Origin of the sequence: Streptomyces sp. NPDC001068, from assembly GCF_042897315.1 — a bacterium.
GTDB lineage: Bacteria > Actinomycetota > Actinomycetes > Streptomycetales > Streptomycetaceae > Streptomyces.
Window position 1 is genome coordinate 154,106 of record NZ_JBIAYD010000012.1, and the last position, 18,418, is coordinate 172,523.

Below are 18,418 nucleotides of genomic sequence, written 5' to 3' on the forward strand. Positions count from 1 at the left end.
CATGGACGGTGGACCGCGGGTACCGGAGCAGCGGCGCCCCTCCTCCTCGACGGAGGCGGCGTTGCGCTTCAGTGTGCTCGGTCCGGTGCGCGCCTGGCGCGAGGGACAGCCGCTCAACACCGGCTCCCCCCAGCAACGCGCCCTGCTCGCCGCCCTGTTGCTGCGCGAGGGCCGCACGGCGACCGCGGGCGAGCTGATCGACGCGCTGTGGGGCCCCGAGCCGCCGTCGCAGGCGCTGGCGGCGGTCCGGACGTACGCGTCCCGGCTGCGGAAGGTCCTCGCCCCGGGCGTCCTGGTCAGCGAGTCCGGCGGCTACGCGGTGCGCGGTCTCGGGGTGGGCGCCCTCGACCTGGTCGTGGTGCAGGACCTGGCGGCGGAGGCGGAGAAGGCGCGCAGCGGCGGGGACCTGGGCCGGGCGCGGGAGCTGCTCGGGCACGCCCTGTCCCGGTGGGACGGCGAGGCACTGGCCGGAGTCCCCGGCCCGTACGCGGACGCGCACCGGGTCCGGCTGGACGAGTGGCGGCTCCAACTCCTGGAGTCCCGACTGGACATGGACCTCGAGCAGGGCTGCCACGCGGAGGCGGTGTCGGAGCTGACCGCGCTGACGGCGGCCCATCCGCTCCGCGAACGGCTGCGCGAACTGCTGATGCTGGCGCTGTACCGCAGCGGCCGGCAGGCCGAGGCGCTGGCCGTGTACGCGGACACCCGGCGTCTGCTGGCCGAGGAACTGGGCGTCGACCCGCGACCGGGCCTGCGCGACCTCCAGCAGCGGATCCTGCGGGCCGACCCGGCGCTCGCGGAGCCCTCCTCGCCCGCCGCGGACGCTCCGGCCGCACTCGTCCGCCCGGCCCAGCTCCCGGCGACCGTCCCCGACTTCACCGGCCGGTCGGCCTGCGTCACCGAACTGGGCGAGGTGCTGGCGTCGGCGGAGGGCCGCGTGATGGCCGTGTCCGCGCTGGCCGGGATCGGCGGCGTGGGCAAGACCACACTCGCCGTCCACGTGGCCCACCAGGCCCGGTCGGCCTTCCCGGACGGCCAGTTGTACGTCGACCTGCAGGGCGCGGGGCCCCGGGCGGCGGAACCGGAGACCGTCCTCGGCTCCTTCCTCCGCGCCCTCGGCACGCCGGACTCGGCCGTCCCGGACACCCTGGAGGACCGGGCGGCCCTGTACCGCTCGGTGCTGGACGGCCGCCGGGTGCTGGTCCTGCTGGACAACGCGAAGGACGCGGCCCAGGTACGCCCGCTGCTGCCGGGCACCGAGGGCTGTGCCGCGCTGATCACCTCACGGGTGCGGATGGTCGACCTGGCCGGGGCGCACCTGGTGGACCTGGACGTCATGTCCCCCGACGAGGCCCTCCAGCTCTTCACGAGGATCGTCGGCGCGGAACGGGTGGCCGCCGAGCGCGAGGCGGCGCTGGACGTGGTGGCCGCGTGCGGCTTCCTGCCGCTGGCGATCCGGATCGCCGCGTCCCGGCTCGCGGCCCGCCGCACCTGGACGGTCTCGGTACTGGCGGCCAAGCTCGCCGACGAGCGCCGCCGCCTGGACGAGCTCCAGGCCGGCGACCTGGCGGTGAAGGCGACCTTCGAACTCGGCTACGGCCAGCTGGAACCGGCTCAGGCCCGCGCCTTCCGCCTGCTGGGTCTGGCCGACGGACCGGACATCTCGCTGGCCGCGGCCGCGGCGGTCCTGGACCTCCCCGCGGAGGACACCGAGGACCTCCTGGAAGCCTTGGTCGACACCTCCCTCGTGGAGTCGGCGGCCCCCGGCCGCTACCGCTTCCACGACCTGGTCCGGCTCTACGCGCGTGCGTGCGCGGAACGCGACGAGCGGCCGCCCGGCGAACGCGAGGCCGCGGTCTCCCGCCTCCTGGACTTCTACCTGGCCACGGCCGCGGGGGTGTACGCGATCGAGCGGCCCGGGGAACGCGTGCTGGACCACCTGATCCGCGGCGCCTACCCGGGCCTGGCCTTCACCGGCCGGGACAGGGCACTGGACTGGCTGTTCACCGAGGCGAGCGGAGTGCTGGCGGCCGTGCAGCAGGCAGCGGGCACGGCCGGGAGGCTGCGCCGGGCGGCCGATCTCCTCGTGGCGGCGGTCGACCTCGGGGAGTCCGGGATCAGTGCCCGCCAGTACGTCCGGGCGGCCACCGCGGTGATCTCCGCGGCACAGCGGCACGGCGACGCCTACGCCGAGGGCCGGGCCCGCCTCATGCACAGCCATCTCCTCGGCTTCTCGGGCCAGTTCGCGGAGTCCGACCGGGAGGCGGGCGAGGCGCTCCGGCTCGGTCTCGCCGCCGGGGACCCGGTGGTGTGTGCCCAGGCACCCAACCAGCAGGGCATCATCGCCCTCTACAGCGCGCGGCACGCCGAGGCCGAGCAGCACCTGACGCAGGCCCTGGCCGCCTTCCGGGCCGACGGGAACACCCCCGGTGAGGCCAGCGCCCTGTGCAACCTGTCGCGGGTCCACCTGGCGACCGGCCGGACCGAGAGCGCGGTCTCCCTGGCCCGCCAGGGGGTCACCATCTACGCACGGGACGACACCGGCATGGCCCTGCGCCTGGCCAACGGCAAGTACGCGCTCGGGCTCGCCCTGACCAGCGCGGGAGAGACCCGCCTCGCCCTGGAGACGCTCACCGACGCCCTGGGCGTGTTCCAGGACGCGCGGCAGCAGCTGTGGCACGGCATGACGCTCTTCCGGATCGCCGAACTCCACCTGGCCGACCACGGCCCCGCACAGGCCGCGGCGTGCGCGGAGCAGGCGCTGGCCGTGCTGCACGGCATCGGCGGGGAGTGGCGCCGCGCCAACATCCTCACCGCCCTGGGCCGCGGCCTGCACGGCGTCGGCCAGACCGACCGCGCGAAGGTCTGCTGGCAGGAGGCGCTGTCGGTCTTCGAGGCATCGGGATCGCCGGAGGCCGCGGACGTACGCCGGCTGCTGGAGTCCGCCCAGGTGCGCCAGGGCATGCCCTAGCCCCGGGCCCGGACCCTCACCTGCGTTCATCATTCGTTTATCGCCGCACGGCACTCTCAGTGGTGCCGGACCGTCGCGTCGGGGGGCAGACGGCTCGGTGCCATGGCCGCACCACTAGGGTGAACGGCCGTGCGATGCCCGCCCGGTGACACTCGGGGGAGTGACCGGACGGGCATCCCCCACTTCGTACCGTTCCGCTCTCTAGGAGTCACCCATGCCCGACAACACCGGGACCGTCAAGCCCGACGACTTCCACGCCACGAGCGAGCCGGCCGACGCCGCCGCCGCTCTCATCGTCGACCCGAAGCCGGACTTCGACCCGGCGGCCGCCCCGGCCGCCGCCACGAAGCCGGCCGCGGACACCGCCACCGCCCCGGCCACCGGCGGGGGTGACGTCGCCAGCAAGGACTTCCACGCCACGTCGGAGCCCCTGAACACGCCCGACGACTTCCACGCGACGGACGAGAAGGCCTGACGGACCGCACCGGACGGGGACGGCCGCGGCGGCGCGGAGGGGAGCCGCCGCGGCCGACGCGTGCCCCGGGCGTCGCGAACCGGTGAACCTTTCCGGTCACAGGGCTAGGCGACCCCGCGGCCCCGCAGGACCTCCTTGACCACCTTTCCGCTCGCGTTGCGGGGCAGTTCGCCCACGAACTCCACCGCCCGCGGCACCTTGTAGTTGGCCATCTCGCGGCGCGCCCAGGCGATCAGGTCGTCCCCGGTGAGCACCGAGCCCCGGCGGAGCACCACGAACGCCCTGCCGACCTCGCCCAGCCGTCCATCCGGTACGCCGATCACCGCCACGTCCGCCACGTCCGGGTGCAGGCCGAGCAGTTGCTCTATCTCCGCCGGGTAGGCGTTGAAGCCGCCGACGATGAACATGTCCTTCAGCCGGTCGGTGATCCGCAGGTTCCCCGCCGGGTCCAGGACTCCGATGTCACCCGTGCGCAGCCAGCCGTCCGCCGTCAGCGTCCCGGCGGTCGCGGCGGCGTCCTCGTAGTAGCCGCGCATCACGTTGAAGCCGCGTACCAGTACCTCGCCCGGTTCGCCGGGTGCCGCGTCCACCCGTACCTCGGTGCCGGGGATGGCCCGCCCCGACGTCGAGGCGATCACCGAGGGGGAGTCCTCGCGCCGGCACATCGTCACGATGCCGCTCGCCTCGGAGAGTCCGTACGCCGTCAGGACCGTCCGCACGCCGAGTTCGCCGCGCAGGCGCTCGACGAGGAGCAGGGGCACGACCGCCGCACCGGTCACCACCAGCCGCAGCGCGGAGAGGTCGTGGGCGTCGCGCGCCGGGTGGTCCAGGAGCGACTGGTGGAGGGTGGGCGGTCCCGGCAGCACCGACACCCGTTCCGCCGCCACGTTCGCCAGCACGGTCTCCACGTCGAACACCGGCTGCGGGATCATCGTCGCTCCGCGCATCAGGCAGGCGATCACCCCCGCCTTGTAGCCGAAGGTGTGGAAGAAGGGGTTCACGATCAGGTAGCGGTCGTCCGCGCGCAGTCCCGCCAGGTCGGCCCACACCTCGTACGCCCGCAGGGTCTGCGCGTGTGTGATCATCGCGCCCTTGGGGCGGCCCGTGGTACCGGAGGTGAAGACGATGTCGGAGAGCGAGCCGCCGTCCAGCCCGGCCGCCCGGGCGGCCGTCTCCTCCGCTGTCACGCCGTCCCCGGCCGCCAGGAACTCCTTCCAGGTGCGGAAGTCGGCCGGCGCGTCCTCCGCCAGCACCACCACGTCGCGCAGCAGCGGGAGCCCCGGCAGCGGGCCCGGGAAGTCGCCCTCCCCGGCCGCCCTGCGCAGCGACGCCACGTACGACGTCCCGAGGAACGTGCCCGTCACGAACAGCAGGCGCGCCCCGCTGCGGCGCAGCACGTCCGCCGCCTCGGCGCCCTTGAAGCGGGTGTTCAGCGGGACCAGTACCCCGCCCGCCGAGACCGCGCCCAGCGCCGCGACGATCCAGTCCAGGGAGTTGGGGGCCCAGACGGCCACCCGGTCGCCGGTCTCGACGCCGGCGGCCAGGCAGGCCGCGGCCGCCCGTTCCACCCGGGCGCCCAGCTCCGCGTAGGTGATCCGGGTACGGCCGTCCACCACCGCCTCGGCGTCGGCGTACCGCCGGGCCGCCGACCTCACCAGGCCCGGAACGGTCCCCCACTCCATGTCACCGCGCACGACGGCCTCCCCAGACGAGAGCACAGAACGCATAGCTGACGGTACGTCAGATTAGCGGTAGCCTGACGGACTGTCAGCAACTAGTGGACAGGCAGCGGAGGTGTGCACATGGCCGGGATCCGGGACGCCACCGCCATCGTCGGGATCGGACAGACCCCCTTCGCCAGACGGCTCGACGAGGACGAGAGGACCCTCGCCTGCCGTGCCGTCCTCGCCGCCCTCGACGACGCCGGGATCGCCCCCGGCGAGGTCGACGCCCTCGCCTCCTTCACCATGGAGGAGACCGACGAGGTCGAACTGGCCAAGGCCGTCGGCTTCGGGGACCTGACCTTCTTCAGCAAGGTCGGATACGGCGGCGGAGGCTCCTGCGCGACCGTCGCGCACCTCGCCGCCGCCATCGCCTCCGGGCAGGCCTCGGTCGGGGTGGCCTGGCGGTCCCGCAAGCGCGGCAGCGGGCCCCGGCCCTGGACCGACACCACGGTCCAGCTGCCCACCCCGGCCCAGTGGACCCGGCCCTTCGGGCTGCTCCGGCCCGCCGACGAGATAGCCATGCTCACCCGCCGCTACATGCACGAGTACGGCGCCACCCGCGACCACCTGTTCAACGTCGCCCTCGCCTGTCGCAACCGCGCCAACCAGAACCCCGCCGCCGTCATGTACGACCGCCCGCTGACCCGCGAGATGTACATGACCTCCCGGTGGATCAGCGAGCCGCTCTGCCTCTTCGACAACTGCCTGGAGACCGACGGGGCGTTGGCGTGCGTGGTGGTCAGCAGGGAACGCGCCCGCGACTGCGCCCGCAGACCGGTCTACATCCACTCCGCCGCCCAGGGCCTGCCCGCCCAGCACCACGGCATGGTCAACTACTGGAACGACGACCCGCTCACCGGTCCCGCCTGGACCGCCGCCCGGCACCTGTGGAAGCACGCCGACTTCACCCCCGAGGACGTCGACGTCGCCCAGATCTACGACGCCTTCAGCGCGCTGATCCCGCTCTCCCTGGAGGGGTACGGCTTCTGCGGCAGAGGGGAGGGCGGGGCCTTCACCGAGCAGGGGGCGCTGGAGATCGGCGGGCGGCTGCCCGTGAACACCGGGGGCGGCGGGCTGAGCGAGGCCTACGTCCACGGGTTCAACCTCATCACCGAAGGCGTCAAACAGCTGCGCGGCACCAGTACCGCGCAGGTCCCCGGCGCCGCCACCTGCCTGGTCACCGCGGGCGAGGGCGTGCCGACCTCCGCCCTCCTCCTCACCAACAGGAGCTGAGATGCTGCGACCGGCCGTCGACACCGAGGGCGCCCCCTTCTGGGAGTACGCGGCACTCGGCGAACTCCGCGTCCAGGCCTGCGCCGACTGCCACGAGCCCCGCTTCCCGCCCCGCCCGTGCTGCCCGCACTGCCAGTCCTTCGCGAGCGAGTGGCGGGCGACGAGCGGGCGCGGCCGGATCTGGTCGTACGTCGTCCCGCACCCGCCGCTCCTGCCGGACTACGCGGCGCAGGCGCCGTACAACGTCGTGGTCGTGGAACTGGCGGACGCCCCGCGGATACGCCTGGTGGGGAACCTGGTCACCGAGGCGGGGGCACCGCTCGGCTCCTTCCCCGCCGACCGGATCCGGATCGGCGCCAGGGTGCAGGCGGTGTTCGCGGACGGTCTCCCGCAGTGGGTCCTGGAGCGGCCGTGAGCCTGCGGGTCGCCACCGACAAGGACACCGGGGTCGCCGTCGTCACCCTGGACCGCCCCGAGCGGCTCAACGCGCTCGACCTGGCCACCGCCGCGGAACTCCGGGCCGCCTGGGGAGCGTTGCGGTTCGACGACACGGTACGGGCCGTCGTCGTCACCGGGGCCGGCGGACGCGCCTTCAGCACCGGTCTGGACCGGGACGCGGTGGTGCCGCAGCCCTCCTCGCCGTACAGCCAGGACGACCCGCTGATCGCGATCGGCCCGAAGGCGAACGACCTGTGGAAGCCGGTGATCGCCGCGGTCGCCGGGATGGCCTGCGGAGGCGCCTTCTACCTCCTCGGCGAGGCGGACTTCGTCGTCGCCGACGAGACCGCGGTCTTCTTCGACCCGCACACCTCCTACGGCATGGTCAGCGCCTACGAGTCGGTGCTGATGGCGCAGCGGATGCCGTACGGGGAGGTGGCCCGGCTGGTCCTGATGGGCAACGCCGAGCGCATCTCCGCACGGCGGGCCCACGAGGTGGGGCTGGTGTCCGAAGTGACGCCCGTCGGCGGGGCGTTGGAGGCGGCGGTGCGGTGCGCGACCGTGATCGCCGGGTATCCGGCGGAAGGGGTGCAGGGAAGCGTGCGGGCGCTGTGGGCGGCGAAGGAGGCGGCGCGGGAGCGGGGGTACGGACACGCGCCGCACCTCATCGCCCTGGGCAACCTCCCGGCCGACCGGCAGACCGAGCTCTTCACGAACCGGCGGCGGACCACGCCCCCACGGATCCGCTGAGACTTCCCCCGCGGCTCCGCGGTCGCCACACAACCGTCGGCTGCCCTTAGGCCGTGCGGGCCGTGCCCGTGCCCTTCTCCGCGTCCAGCGCGTACACGCACCGGTCCTTGCTGCACGCGTACACCACCCCGTCCCGCACCACCGGCGACCCGGTGATCTCCCCGCCGGTCGCCAGCTTCCAGCGCAGCCGGCCGTCGTCGGCCTTCAGGGTGTAGAGCAGGTGGTCGGTGGAGCCGAAGTGGATCCGGCCCTCCGCCACCGCGGGCGCGCCCACCACGTCGCCGCCCGCCTGGAAGCGCCACTTGGGCGTCCCGGTGACCGCGTCCAGGGTGTACAGCCCCTTGCCGCTGCCCACGTGCACGTGCCCGGCGGCCACCAGCACCGGCTCGACCGAGGAGCGGGCCTCCGTCGCGATCCGCCAGCGGTCGCGGCCGTCGGTGGCGTCCAGGGCGTACACGGTGCCGAGGTAGTCGGCGAGGTAGACGCCGCCGCCGGTGACCGCGGGGCCGGGCACGAAGGCCGGCGGGGCGAGGAAGACCGCCGGCGCCTCGAAGTGCCAGCGGACCCGTCCCGTCGCGGCCTCCAGGGCGATGACGCGGCTGCCCGCCACGGCGTACACGTAGCCGTCGGGGGCGTGGGTGAGGCGGACCGGGACACCGCCGCAGGAGGCCGCGTCGCCGATGGGGTAGGACCAGCGTTCCTCACCGGTGCGGGCGTCCAGCGCCCGCAGCCGGGCGTCCTGCCAGACGAACGCCGTGCCCTCGTGCAGGGAGGGACCGGACTCGGGGGCCTCGAAGTCGGTCTGGGCGCCGGACAGCTCCCAGAGCTTCTGACCGGTGGAGGCCTCCCAGGCCTGGACACCGCCGCCCCGGGTGCCGGTGACCAGGGTGCCGCGGTCGGCCCTGAGGGCGTACACCCAGGCGTCGGTGGACAGCCGCCACAGGTCGCCGCCCTCGCGGGCTTCGAGCGCGAACAGGGTGGGCCCGTCGGAGGCGTGGATGCGGCCGTCCGCCACCGCCATGGACCAGGCGACGTCCCGCGTCTTGAAGCGGCGGCGGCCGGTGGCGACGTCGAGGGCGTGCACCTCGAAGGAGGTGACGTAGACGAGGTCGCCGTCGACGGCCGGGGTGCCCCAGACGTCGTTGGACATCCGGAACCGCCAGGGGCGCCAGCCCGACGCCGTCTCCGGGGGCAGGGCGGGCACGGCGGGCTCGGCGCCGTTGACGCCGGGGCGCGGACGGGACCAGTTGGCCACCAGTCCTGCCTCGGGCGGGGGTGCCTTGACGGCGGCGGCGCGGGCGTCGGCGACCCGGGGGCCGGGTCCGATCGGCACCGGGGCACCGGCCAGCCGGACCGGGCCGGCGTCGGGACCGGGGGCGCCGACGGGGACCGGGGCCGGGACGACGGGGTCGTAGGAGGGCGGCGGGGGGACGGCGAGGCGGCCGCCGCTGCGGGCGCCGGACGGGTTGGCCGACGGTCTGACGGCGGGGCGGCCGCCGCGCCGTGACTCGATCAGCGCGACCGCCTTCTCGGGCAGCCACGCGGACGCCGTACCGCTGTCGTCGGAGCCGGATCCGAAGAGATGGGGGGCCAGCTGGGCCTGGAGGTCGGCCGGGTTGGGGCGGCCGGTGGCCTCCATCTGCATGCAGGACTCGATGAGGGGCCGGAGTTCGTCCGGGAGTCCTTCGAGGTTCGGGCCCTCGCGCAGCAGCATGAAGACGGTCTCGACCGGGTTGGCGCCGTGGAAGGGCGGGTGGCCGGTGGCGGCGAAGACGAGCATGGAGCCCAGCGAGAAGACGTCGCTCGCGCCGGTCACCGACCGGGAGTCCTTCGCCTGCTCCGGGGACATGTACGCGGGGGTGCCCACCGCGACGTTGGTCATCGTCAGACGGGTGTTCGAGACGCCGGACGCGATACCGAAGTCGATGACGCGGGGGCCGTCCTCGACGACGAGGACGTTGGAGGGCTTGAGGTCACGGTGGACCAGACCGGCGCCGTGGATGGACTGGAGCGCCTCCGCGACGCCCGCCGCGAGCCAGCGGACCGCCTGGGCCGGGAGCGGCCCGCAGTCGTTCACTATCTCCTCGAGCGAGGGCGCGGGCACGTACGCGGTCGCCAGCCACGGCACCGCGGCGCGCGGGTCGGCGTCGACCACGGCGGCCGTGTAGAAGCCGGAGACCGCGCGGGCCGCCTCCACCTCCCGGGTGAAGCGGACCCGGAACAGCTGGTCCTCGGCGAGTTCGGTCCGGACCGTCTTGATCGCCACGCGCCGCCCGGACGCCGAGCGCGCGAGATAGACCAGCCCCATGCCGCCGGCACCCAGCCGTCCCAGCACCTCGAACGGCCCGATCCGCCGCGGATCGTGCTGCGTCAGCTGATCCACCACTAGCCTGCCACCTCCCCGTACGGGCCACGTCCACCCACATATGTACGCGACCCCGTGCAGCGTCTCACCACCGCACCGCCGTGGCGGCACGCACCCCGATTCTTCCTGGCCCGGGCACAGGTTGCGAACCCGGCGACCAATCGGGGTGTCACGTGACAAAGTGAGACATTTTTCCGCCGAGGGCCGACCGTTTCCGGGCCTCAGCGTTGCAGCAGCGCGAAGGACGCCCCCTGATTGTCGGTCACGACGGCCACTTTTCCGTACGACGTCTCGAAAGGCGGCGCCTGGACCCGGCCGCCGAGTTCCCGCACCGCCCCGACCGCGGCGGCCACGTCCCCGGTGCGGAAGTGCACGACGAACTGGGCCGGCATCCCCGCCGCGAACACGTCGGTCACGGGAGCGCGGCCGAAGTCGGGGGTGGCGCCGGCACCGAAGAGGGCGGCGGCGAAGAGGTGCCCGTAGAAGGCGTTCGCCGCTTCGGTGTCGCTGGTGTAGAGCTGGGCCCAGGCGAAGGTGCCGGGGGCGTGCCGGACTCCGAAGCCCTGGTGCGCCGCCGCCTGCCAGATGCCGAAGACGGCGCCCTGGGGGTCGGCGGCCAGGGCGGCGGTGCCCAGGTCACGGACGGGCGCCGGGTCGCTCACGATCTGGCCGCCGGCGGCCACGATCCGGCGGGCCAGGTCCCGGGCGTCCGGGGTCGCGAAGTACACCGTCCAGACGGTGGGCAGCCGGCCGTCCTGTTTCCGCGCCAGCCGGGCGACGCCCACGCCGTCGAGGAGGGCCCACGCGGCCCCCGCTCCGGCGTCCTCGAAGGTCCACCCGAAGAGCCCGCCGTAGAACCGCTTGCCCGCCTCGACGTCGGGAAGCTGCACGTCCACCCAGCACGGGACGCCCTCCGCGAATTCGGATGTCCTGTTTTCGGCCATGTCGTCAAAGTAACCGCCCCGCTCGCACCGCGCAGACCAGCCGCATCACCTGGGGCGGCGGCCTTCCGGACACCCCCATACACCCGTGCACCCCATTTGCAGTCGGCCGAATCGCGCTCCGATCACCCCTCGGTAAGCTGACGGCATGACAGGACAAGTGCGTACCGTCGACGGCCGCGTGGCCGGTCGGCGTGGGCAGGCGACCCGGCAGAAGCTGCTCGACTGCCTCAGCGAGATGCTCAGCTCCTCCCCTTACCGGGACGTCAAGGTCATCGATGTCGCCCGGAAAGCGGGTACTTCGCCCGCGACCTTCTACCAGTACTTCCCGGACGTCGAGGGCGCCGTCCTGGAGATCGCCGAGGAAATGGCGGCCGAGGGCGGTCAGTTGACCGAACTGCTGGCCGGACGTTCCTGGGTCGGCAAGGCCGGCTGGACGACCGCGCAGGAACTCGTCGACGGTTTCCTGGAGTTCTGGCGCAAGAACGACGCGATCCTGCGCGTGGTCGACCTCGGTGCGGCCGAAGGGGACAAACGGTTCTACAAGATCCGTATGAAGATCCTGAACTCGGTGAACAACTCCCTCACCGACTCCGTCACGGAGTTGCAGTCCAAGGGCAAGGTCGACAAGGACGTGAACCCGGCGGCCGTCGCCGGTTCGCTGGTCGCGATGCTCGCGGCGGTCGCCTCGCACCAGAAGGGCTTCCAGTCCTGGGGTGTGAAGCAGGCCGAACTCAAGCCGAACCTCGCGCTGTTGGTGCACCTGGGCGTGACCGGGAAGAAGCCCGCGAAATAGCCCGCGCCCCGGGTCCTGTCTGGCAGGCGGCGGTTCACCGGAGGTGGACCACCGCCTGTTGCGCTACCGCGTCCGTCACGGCGCCTTCCGGCACGGTCCGTTCCGTCACGCCGGCAGCGTGCGGTCCCGGACCACGTGCTTCATCACCAGCGTCGAGGTGAGGCGCTGCACGCCCGGCAGGGTCGCGAGCCGTTCGTCGTAGAGCCGCTGGAAGGCGGCGAGGTCGGCGGTGGCAACCCGCAGCAGGTAGTCCGGCTCGCCGAACAGCCGCTGCGCGTCCAGCACATGGGGGATCTCCGCGAGCGCCCGCTCGAAGTCGGCGACCGTGTCCCGGTCCTCCTGGCGCATGGAGACGAAGACCAGCGCCTCGAAGGTCAGCCCCACGCACGCCGGGTCCACCACCGCCCGGTAGCCGCTGATCGCGCCCGACCGCTCCAGCTCGCGCAGCCGCCGGTGGCACGGCGAGACGCTCAGCCGCACCCGCCCGGCCAGCTCGGTCACGGTCAGCCGCCCGTCCTGCTGAAGCTCCGCGAGGATGCGCCGGTCCACGTCGTCCATACGGCGGATTCTCCCCCGAACCCGCCGGTCGCGAGCAAATTCCGAGGGCGGCCGGGGCGGCCCCCGCACGGCGGCCACCGGCGCGGGCAGGGCGATGCGCCGACCACGCCAGGCGAGCACGCCTTGCGACCACTCCCTGCGACGGCGACCCGCGACAGTCCCCGGCGACCACCGCCCGCCACGGAGACCCATGCCCGGCAACCACGACCCACGACGGAGTCTCGCGCCGGCGACCACGACCCGCGACGGAGACCCGCCCCGGCGACAGCGCCCCGCGGCTACGTCCTGTCGAGGCGGAAGATCCGGATCTCCCGGTCCACCCGGTCCTGATAGGCGGCGTACGGCGGCCAGAACACCAGCAGCAGCCGCCAGGCGTCCGCCCGTTCGGCCCCTTCCAGCAGCCGGGCGGTGACCGGGACGTCACGCCCCTTCCAGCTGATCTCGGCGGCCGGATGCCCCAGGAGGTTGTACGTCCAGGCGGGATGGCCGGTGCGCCCGAAGTTGGAGCCGACGAGGAACCAGCCGTCCCCCGCGGGCATGCACGCCAGCGGCGTACGGCGGGGCCGCCCGCTGCGCGCACCGGTGGAGGTGAGGATCACCCCGGGCAGCATCCGCGCGCTGGGCAGCACCCGCCCGCGGCTGAGCCGGTGCACGGCCCGGTCGAGGGCCGGGACCACGTGCGGGGCCACCCTGGCGAACCCCCGGGTGGCGGAGACCCTCTGCACCAGCCGTTCGCCGATCACGCCCCCACCTCCCGTCCCCCGAACAGCCCGGCCGCGTCGGCGGCCCGGGCGCGCAGCCGGTGCACGGGCCCGAAGAGCAGCTCGTCCCCCGCCGCCCGTTTGAAGGACAGGTGCGCCTCGTGCTCCCAGGTGAACCCGATCCCGCCATGCAGCTGGATCCCCTCCGCGGCGGCGGTCCGCAGCGCCTCCAGCGCCTGGGCGAGGGCCAGTCCGCCCACCGGCTCCCCCCGGGTCGTCGCCCAGGCCGCGTAGTAGGCGGCCGACCGGGCCGCCCGTACCGCCACATGGACATCGGCCAGCCGGTGCTTCACCGCCTGGAACGACCCGATCGGCCGCCCGAACTGCTCCCGCTGCCCGACGTACTCCACGGTCCGCTCCAGCGCCCGGTCCGCGGCCCCCACGGCCTCGCAGGCGAGCGCCGCGGCCACGGATTCGCCGAGCGCGGCGAGGGCGGGCCGGACGTCGGTGTCCTCGTCGCCCAGCGGCCGGGCGGCCACGTGCCGCAGCTGGACCCTGGCCTGGGGGCGGGTCTGGTCGAGGGTGGTGCGCCGGGTCCGTACCAGGCCGTCGGCGTCCCCCGCCACCAGGAAGAGCAGGACGCGCGAGCGGGCGTACCCGCCGGCGTGTGCCGGGACGAGGAGCAGCCCGGCGCTGTGCCCGTCCAGCACCTGGTCGGCCTCCCCGTACAGCTGCCACCCGTCCCCGCCGTGCCGCGCCTGCACGCCGCCGGCCCGCCCGCCGCCGGCCCAGTCGCCGTCGCCGGGCCCGGTGAGCGCGAGGGCGGTGCCGAGCCGGGTGCCGGGCACGGCGAGGGCGGCGGTGAGCCGGCCCTCGGCGATCCCCGGGAGCAGTTCGGCGCGTTGTGCGGCGGTTCCGAGGGAGAGCAGCAGCGGGGCGGCCAGGACGGCGGTGGCCAGGAACGGCGTGGGTGCCAGGGCGCGTCCCAACTCCTCGGCCGCGAGCGCGATTTCCGTGACCGAGCAGCCGGCGCCGCCGTACGCCTCGGGCAGCGCGAGGCCGGACAGTCCGAGTTGTTCGCCGAGCGCGGTCCACAGGGCGGGGTCGTGCCCTTCCGGCCGGTCGACGGCGGCCCGGACGTCCTCCGTCCCGCACCGCTTGTTGAGCAGTTCACGCAGGGCGCGCCGGATCTCGTCCTGCTCGTCGGTGAAGCGGGTGTCCATGGCCGGACCTCCTGACGATCTGACGGCCCGTCATGCTAGGCGCAGCGGATGCAGATGCACAGGGGCGGAGATACGCGGATCTGATGTACCGTCAGATTCATGACCGGACCCCGCAAGGTCGCCGTCGTCGGCGTGGCCCTGTCCGACTGCGGCCGCGTGGACGACGCCACCGCCTACACCCTGCACGCCCAGGCGGCCCGCCGCGCGCTCGCCGACGCGGGCCTCGGCCGCGAGGTGGTCGACGGCTTCGCGTCGGCGGGCCTCGGCACCCTGGCACCGGTGGAGGTGGCCGAGTACCTGGGGCTGCGTCCCACCTGGGTCGACTCCACCTCCGTCGGCGGCTCGACCTGGGAGGTCATGGCGGCCCACGCGGCGGACGCGATCGCGGCCGGCCACGCCGACGCGGTCCTGCTGGTGTACGGCTCGACGGCCCGCGCCGACGTCAAGGCGGGCCGCAGGACCGGCAACCTGTCCTTCGGGGCCGGCGGCCCGCTCCAGTTCGAGGTCCCCTACGGCCACACGCTCATCGCCAAGTACGCGATGGCCGCCCGCCGCCACATGATCGAACACGGCACGACGATCGAGCAGTTGGCGGAGGTGGCCGTCCAGGCCCGGGCGAACGCGGCGCTCAACCCGGAGGCGATGTTCCGCACCCCGGTCACGGTCGACGAGGTCCTGTCCGGCCCGATGATCGCCGACCCCTTCACCAAGCTGCACTGCTGCATCCGCTCCGACGGCGGCGCGGCGGTGCTGCTCGCGGCCGAGGAGTACGTACCGGACTGCCGTACCGCGCCGGTCTGGGTGCTAGGCACGGGTGAGTGCGTCTCGCACGCGACCATGTCGGAGTGGGCCGACTTCACGGTGTCCCCGGCGGCGGTGAGCGGTGAACTGGCCTTCCGGCGGGCCGGTGTGAGCCCGTCGGAGATGGACTTCGCCGAGATCTACGACGCCTTCACCTACATGACGCTGGTGACCCTGGAGGACCTGGGCTTCTGCGCGAAGGGCGAGGGCGGGGCGTTCGTGGACAAGGGGCGGCTGCGGGTGCGGGGCGGCGAGCTGCCGGTGAACACCGACGGCGGCGGGCTGTCCGCCCAGCACCCCGGAATGCGCGGCCTGTTCCTCCTGGTGGAGGCGGTACGGCAACTGCGCGGCGAAGCCGGCGACCGGCAGGTGCGCCGGCCGGACGGCGGGCTGCCGGAGCTGGGGGTGGCGTCGGGGACGGGCGGCTGGTTCTGCTCGTCGGGGACGGTGGTGCTGGGACGGGGTTGACGCACCGCCCCGCCGGCCTTCGCGGCGGACGGCCACCGTGCGGGTGGTTCAGCCGCGCGCCGGCACGACGCGGTGGCCGCGGCGCGGCCCGGGGAAGTCGACGAGGGTGACCCCGACGTGGTTGCGGGCGATCGCCCAGGCGACCAGGGCGCAGGCCAGGGTCACGACGGCCGTGGCCACGCCGACCGGCACGAGCAGCGGCGACGACTGCCCGGCCGGGAGGGTACGACCGCCCTCGTGGACGACGTAGGCCAGTGAGGCGACGCACAGCACCAGCGCGAGCAGCGAGACCGCCCCCCAGGTCAGCCGGGTACGCCGGGTGCGGACGTGGTCGCGGACCTCGGCGAGGAGCGCGGCCGAGCAGACCGGGCACTCCAGCTCGACGCGCTCCCGGCCCACCGCCGGCCGCACCAGCCGGAAGTCACGGGCGGCCCAGGTGGCGGTCCGCGCCGTGGACCGCCCGGCCTCGCCGAGCACATGGCGTACGCCCACTCTCACGGTCCTGGGTCCCCTCATGCCGGACAGTGTGGGGCCGGGGCACAGGTGTCCGCAGGCCTTTGCGCGGTTGTGCCCCGGAGTCCGGCCCCCGGGTACCTCCGGGCACCCCGGATCGCCCCGCGACGTGCTGCCGGGGCGGCCGCGGGTACCCGAGGATACTCGGCACATGGCAGCAACGGATCTTCACGACCTCCTGAAGTCGCTCCGGGTCTGGTCCCCCGAGACCACGGAGCTACGGCCGTTCGAACCGGAGTCGGCTCCCGACGACCCGCTCCCCCTCTTCACCACGTGGTTCGCGGAGGCGGTGGCGGCCGGACAGGTGGAACCGCACACCGTGTCGCTGGCGACGACGGACGAGGAGGGCAGGGCGGACGTGCGGATCGTGATGCTGCACGGCGCGGACCCGGCCGGCTGGTCCTTCGCCTCGCACGTGACCAGCCGCAAGGGGCACCAGCTGAGCGCCCGCCCGTACGCGGCGCTGGTCTTCTACTGGCCGGTCCTGGGCCGCCAGGTCCGGCTCCGCGGGCCGGTCACCACCGCCCCGTGGGAGGAGGGCCAGACGGACCTGCACGCCCGCTCGACGGGCGCCCTCGCGGCGGCGCTCACCGGCAGCCAGAGCGGACCCCTGTCCTCCCCGGACGAGCTGCGGCAGGAATCGGAGGCGGCCTGGGAACGGGCCCGCGCCGACCCGGCCGCCCCCTCCCCCACCTGGACCCTCTACCGGCTGCGCCCGGAGGAGGCGGAGTTCTTCCAGGGCGACCCGGACCGCCGGCACGTCCGGCTCCGGTACTCCGTCCAGCCCGACGAGACCTGGCACCGGCAACTGCTCTGGCCGTGAGCGCCCACCGCTACGCCCCCGCCGGGAGGTCGTACACCGCCCAGTCGGCGACCTCCCGGTACCCGATGCGCCGGTAGAGCGCGTTGCTCGTCGGGTTCGCGAGGTCCGCGAAGAGCAGCACCTCGCCGACGCCCCGGGCCAGGGCCGCCCGGCCCACCTCCGTGGTCACCGCGCCGGCGTAGCCGCGACCGCGCAGTTCGCGCGGGGTGTAGACGGGCGCGACCCGGGCCTGGCCGGCGACGGTCGGGGTCACGCCGGCCATGGACACCGGGGTGCCGTCGGGCGTCTCCCACAGCGTGACGCCGCCGTAGGAGAGCCGGAAGTCGGCCCAGTCCCCGGCGTTCCGGCCGCCCGGCACGCCCGCGTCGGCGACGAAGCCGTCGTACCAGCGGATCAGCAGGTCCCGGTCGGCCGGCCCGGCCACCCTCGCCCGGCCCTCCGGCATCGGCAGGGGTGCCGTCAACTCGTGCAGCCGGTAGAGCCGTTCGAGATCGCGGAGGGCCCCGGCGATCCCGGTCAGCCGTTCCCAGGCCGCCACGAACGCCTCCGCGGTGGCGCGTTCGGCGGCGAATCCGGTGAACGGGTGGCCGAGGGCGCGGAGCCGGGAGGCCAGTGCCCCGGTCTCCGCGGCCGTGAGCCGGGTGGTGCGCAGGGCGTACGGCGGGGTGTGCAGCAGCGTCGCGCCCACGCTGCCGTCCGCCCTGGTCAGGAAGCCGAGGAACGGAGGCCGGTCGCCGTACGCCGACGGGCCGCGGTGCCGCAGTTGCCGGGTCACCGTCAGGTGGACGGTGTGCAGGTCCGGGCGGGAGCCGAGGAATTCCCCGGCGCGGGCGAGGAATTCCTCGGTGTCGGAGGTGAAGTGCCAGTCGGACGCGGCGACCGGTGCGGGGGTCCTGGGCTCCTCGGGTGTCCTGGGCTCCTCGGGTGTCCCGGGTGTCTCGGTCGTCTCGGGTGTCTCGGGTGTCTCGGGTGCGGGTGTCTCGGGGTTCATGGTCGATGGTGGCGCCCGGTCGCCTTGTCCCGCACGTGAATTAGCCGAGGGCCGGGTCGGGGTCCGAGGCCAGGCGGGCGTGCAGGTGGGCGTCCCGGAACGCGTTCGGCCGGCCCGCCTCGAACATTGCGCCCCGCAGTGTCCCCTCGTACGGGAAGCCGCAGGCCCGCGCTATCCGGCAGGACGCCTCGTGACCGAGCGCGTGGCCCAGTTCCAGGCGGTAGAGGCCCAGTTCGGCGAAGGTCCAGCGGGCGGCCAGGGCCAGGGCGCGCGTGGCGACCCGGCGGCCGCGCTCCGCCGGGAGCACCCAGTAGCCGACCCGGGCCGAACGGGACACCCGGTCGATCATGTTGATGCCGATGTGCCCGAGGGTCGTACCGCTCTCCGCGTCCGCGATCCGGAACGGCGCGCAGCCGCCGGTGGCCGCCTGTTCCCGCTGCCTGAGCAGCGCGGTACGGGCTCCGGCCAGGTCGATGTCCGGCTGGAGGGGGGTGTTCCAGCGCAGGAACTCCAGGTCGGTGCGGCCGCGCAGCCAGGCCTCGGCGTGGTCGGGCGAGTCCGGGTCCCAGTGGTCGAGGCGCAGGCCGTGACCGCGCGGGACGGCGTCGGGGCGGTGGGCGGCGGGCTGTTCGTCGATCTGGGCCATG

The 18,418-nt window shown here is 74.2% G+C and carries 17 protein-coding genes; 8 read left to right on the forward strand and 9 right to left on the reverse strand.

Features of this window, described 5'->3' with window-relative positions:
- Window position 1: 1 nt before the first annotated feature.
- Window positions 2-2,971 (forward strand): BTAD domain-containing putative transcriptional regulator, encoded by a 2,970-nt coding sequence (locus tag ACFY3I_RS31680; protein WP_390864508.1) that lies wholly within the window; start codon window positions 2-4, stop codon window positions 2,969-2,971.
- 214 nt (window positions 2,972-3,185) lie between these two features.
- On the forward strand, window positions 3,186-3,446 hold the full coding sequence (locus ACFY3I_RS31685) for a hypothetical protein (RefSeq protein WP_390864509.1): 261 nt from the start codon (window positions 3,186-3,188) through the stop codon (window positions 3,444-3,446).
- Window positions 3,447-3,550: 104 nt separating this feature from the next.
- On the opposite strand, the gene ACFY3I_RS31690 is transcribed toward ACFY3I_RS31685, so the two are convergent.
- Window positions 3,551-5,173, reverse strand: a complete 1,623-nt coding sequence (locus ACFY3I_RS31690) for a FadD3 family acyl-CoA ligase (protein WP_390864510.1) — start codon at window positions 5,171-5,173, stop codon at window positions 3,551-3,553.
- A gap of 75 nt (window positions 5,174-5,248) precedes the next feature.
- Between ACFY3I_RS31690 and ACFY3I_RS31695 the strand changes: the two genes are divergently transcribed.
- Genes ACFY3I_RS31695 through ACFY3I_RS31705 form a run of 3 tightly spaced genes read left to right on the forward strand, consistent with a single transcriptional unit; the run spans window position 5,249 to window position 7,591 of the window.
- Entirely contained in the window at window positions 5,249-6,403 is a 1,155-nt protein-coding gene (locus ACFY3I_RS31695) for a lipid-transfer protein (RefSeq protein WP_390864511.1), read from the forward strand.
- Window position 6,404: 1 nt separating this feature from the next.
- A complete protein-coding gene (locus ACFY3I_RS31700) occupies window positions 6,405-6,818 on the forward strand; it encodes an OB-fold domain-containing protein (RefSeq protein ID WP_365284857.1) in 414 nt (137 codons plus the stop codon).
- The gene (locus ACFY3I_RS31705; RefSeq protein WP_390864512.1) at window positions 6,815-7,591 is read left to right on the forward strand and encodes an enoyl-CoA hydratase/isomerase family protein; all 777 of its coding nucleotides are present in this window, start codon (window positions 6,815-6,817) and stop codon (window positions 7,589-7,591) included. Before ACFY3I_RS31700 ends, ACFY3I_RS31705 begins: the two co-directional genes overlap by 4 nt.
- A gap of 46 nt (window positions 7,592-7,637) precedes the next feature.
- Here ACFY3I_RS31705 and ACFY3I_RS31710 read toward each other — a convergent pair whose 3' ends face one another.
- The gene (locus ACFY3I_RS31710) at window positions 7,638-9,977 is read right to left on the reverse strand and encodes a PQQ-binding-like beta-propeller repeat protein (protein WP_390864513.1); all 2,340 of its coding nucleotides are present in this window, start codon (window positions 9,975-9,977) and stop codon (window positions 7,638-7,640) included.
- Window positions 9,978-10,177: 200 nt separating this feature from the next.
- Window positions 10,178-10,900, reverse strand: coding sequence for a VOC family protein (locus ACFY3I_RS31715; protein WP_390864514.1), 723 nt, complete (start codon window positions 10,898-10,900; stop codon window positions 10,178-10,180).
- A 145-nt stretch (window positions 10,901-11,045) separates the two neighbouring features.
- Here ACFY3I_RS31715 and ACFY3I_RS31720 point away from each other — a divergent pair, with 145 nt between their 5' ends.
- Entirely contained in the window at window positions 11,046-11,693 is a 648-nt protein-coding gene (locus ACFY3I_RS31720; RefSeq protein WP_365284865.1) for a TetR family transcriptional regulator, read from the forward strand.
- 105 nt (window positions 11,694-11,798) lie between these two features.
- On the opposite strand, the gene ACFY3I_RS31725 is transcribed toward ACFY3I_RS31720, so the two are convergent.
- From ACFY3I_RS31725 to ACFY3I_RS31735, 3 genes are all read right to left on the reverse strand, one after another.
- A complete protein-coding gene (locus ACFY3I_RS31725) occupies window positions 11,799-12,251 on the reverse strand; it encodes an Lrp/AsnC family transcriptional regulator (RefSeq protein WP_390864515.1) in 453 nt (150 codons plus the stop codon).
- A 278-nt stretch (window positions 12,252-12,529) separates the two neighbouring features.
- Window positions 12,530-12,994, reverse strand: a complete 465-nt coding sequence (locus ACFY3I_RS31730; RefSeq protein WP_365284869.1) for a nitroreductase family deazaflavin-dependent oxidoreductase — start codon at window positions 12,992-12,994, stop codon at window positions 12,530-12,532.
- Window positions 12,991-14,175: an acyl-CoA dehydrogenase family protein gene (locus tag ACFY3I_RS31735; RefSeq protein WP_390864516.1), complete on the reverse strand. Its 1,185-nt coding sequence runs from the start codon at window positions 14,173-14,175 to the stop codon at window positions 12,991-12,993. Before ACFY3I_RS31735 ends, ACFY3I_RS31730 begins: the two co-directional genes overlap by 4 nt.
- A gap of 99 nt (window positions 14,176-14,274) precedes the next feature.
- Between ACFY3I_RS31735 and ACFY3I_RS31740 the strand changes: the two genes are divergently transcribed.
- Window positions 14,275-15,444: an acetyl-CoA acetyltransferase gene (locus ACFY3I_RS31740; protein WP_390864517.1), complete on the forward strand. Its 1,170-nt coding sequence runs from the start codon at window positions 14,275-14,277 to the stop codon at window positions 15,442-15,444.
- Between the two features lie 48 nt (window positions 15,445-15,492).
- Here ACFY3I_RS31740 and ACFY3I_RS31745 read toward each other — a convergent pair whose 3' ends face one another.
- Window positions 15,493-15,960: a hypothetical protein gene (locus tag ACFY3I_RS31745; protein ID WP_390864518.1), complete on the reverse strand. Its 468-nt coding sequence runs from the start codon at window positions 15,958-15,960 to the stop codon at window positions 15,493-15,495.
- A 148-nt stretch (window positions 15,961-16,108) separates the two neighbouring features.
- On the opposite strand from ACFY3I_RS31745, the gene ACFY3I_RS31750 reads away from it, so the two are divergent.
- Window positions 16,109-16,780 carry a pyridoxal 5'-phosphate synthase gene (locus tag ACFY3I_RS31750; protein ID WP_390864519.1) on the forward strand — a complete coding sequence of 224 codons (672 nt, stop codon included), beginning with the start codon at window positions 16,109-16,111 and terminating at the stop codon, window positions 16,778-16,780.
- Window positions 16,781-16,790: 10 nt separating this feature from the next.
- On the opposite strand, the gene ACFY3I_RS31755 is transcribed toward ACFY3I_RS31750, so the two are convergent.
- Together ACFY3I_RS31755 and ACFY3I_RS31760 are read right to left on the reverse strand one after the other, a co-directional pair.
- Entirely contained in the window at window positions 16,791-17,771 is a 981-nt protein-coding gene (locus ACFY3I_RS31755; protein WP_390864520.1) for a GNAT family N-acetyltransferase, read from the reverse strand.
- A 40-nt stretch (window positions 17,772-17,811) separates the two neighbouring features.
- Complete coding sequence (locus ACFY3I_RS31760) at window positions 17,812-18,417, reverse strand: GNAT family N-acetyltransferase (RefSeq protein WP_390864521.1); 606 nt, start codon at window positions 18,415-18,417, stop codon at window positions 17,812-17,814.
- Window position 18,418 lies beyond the last annotated feature (1 nt).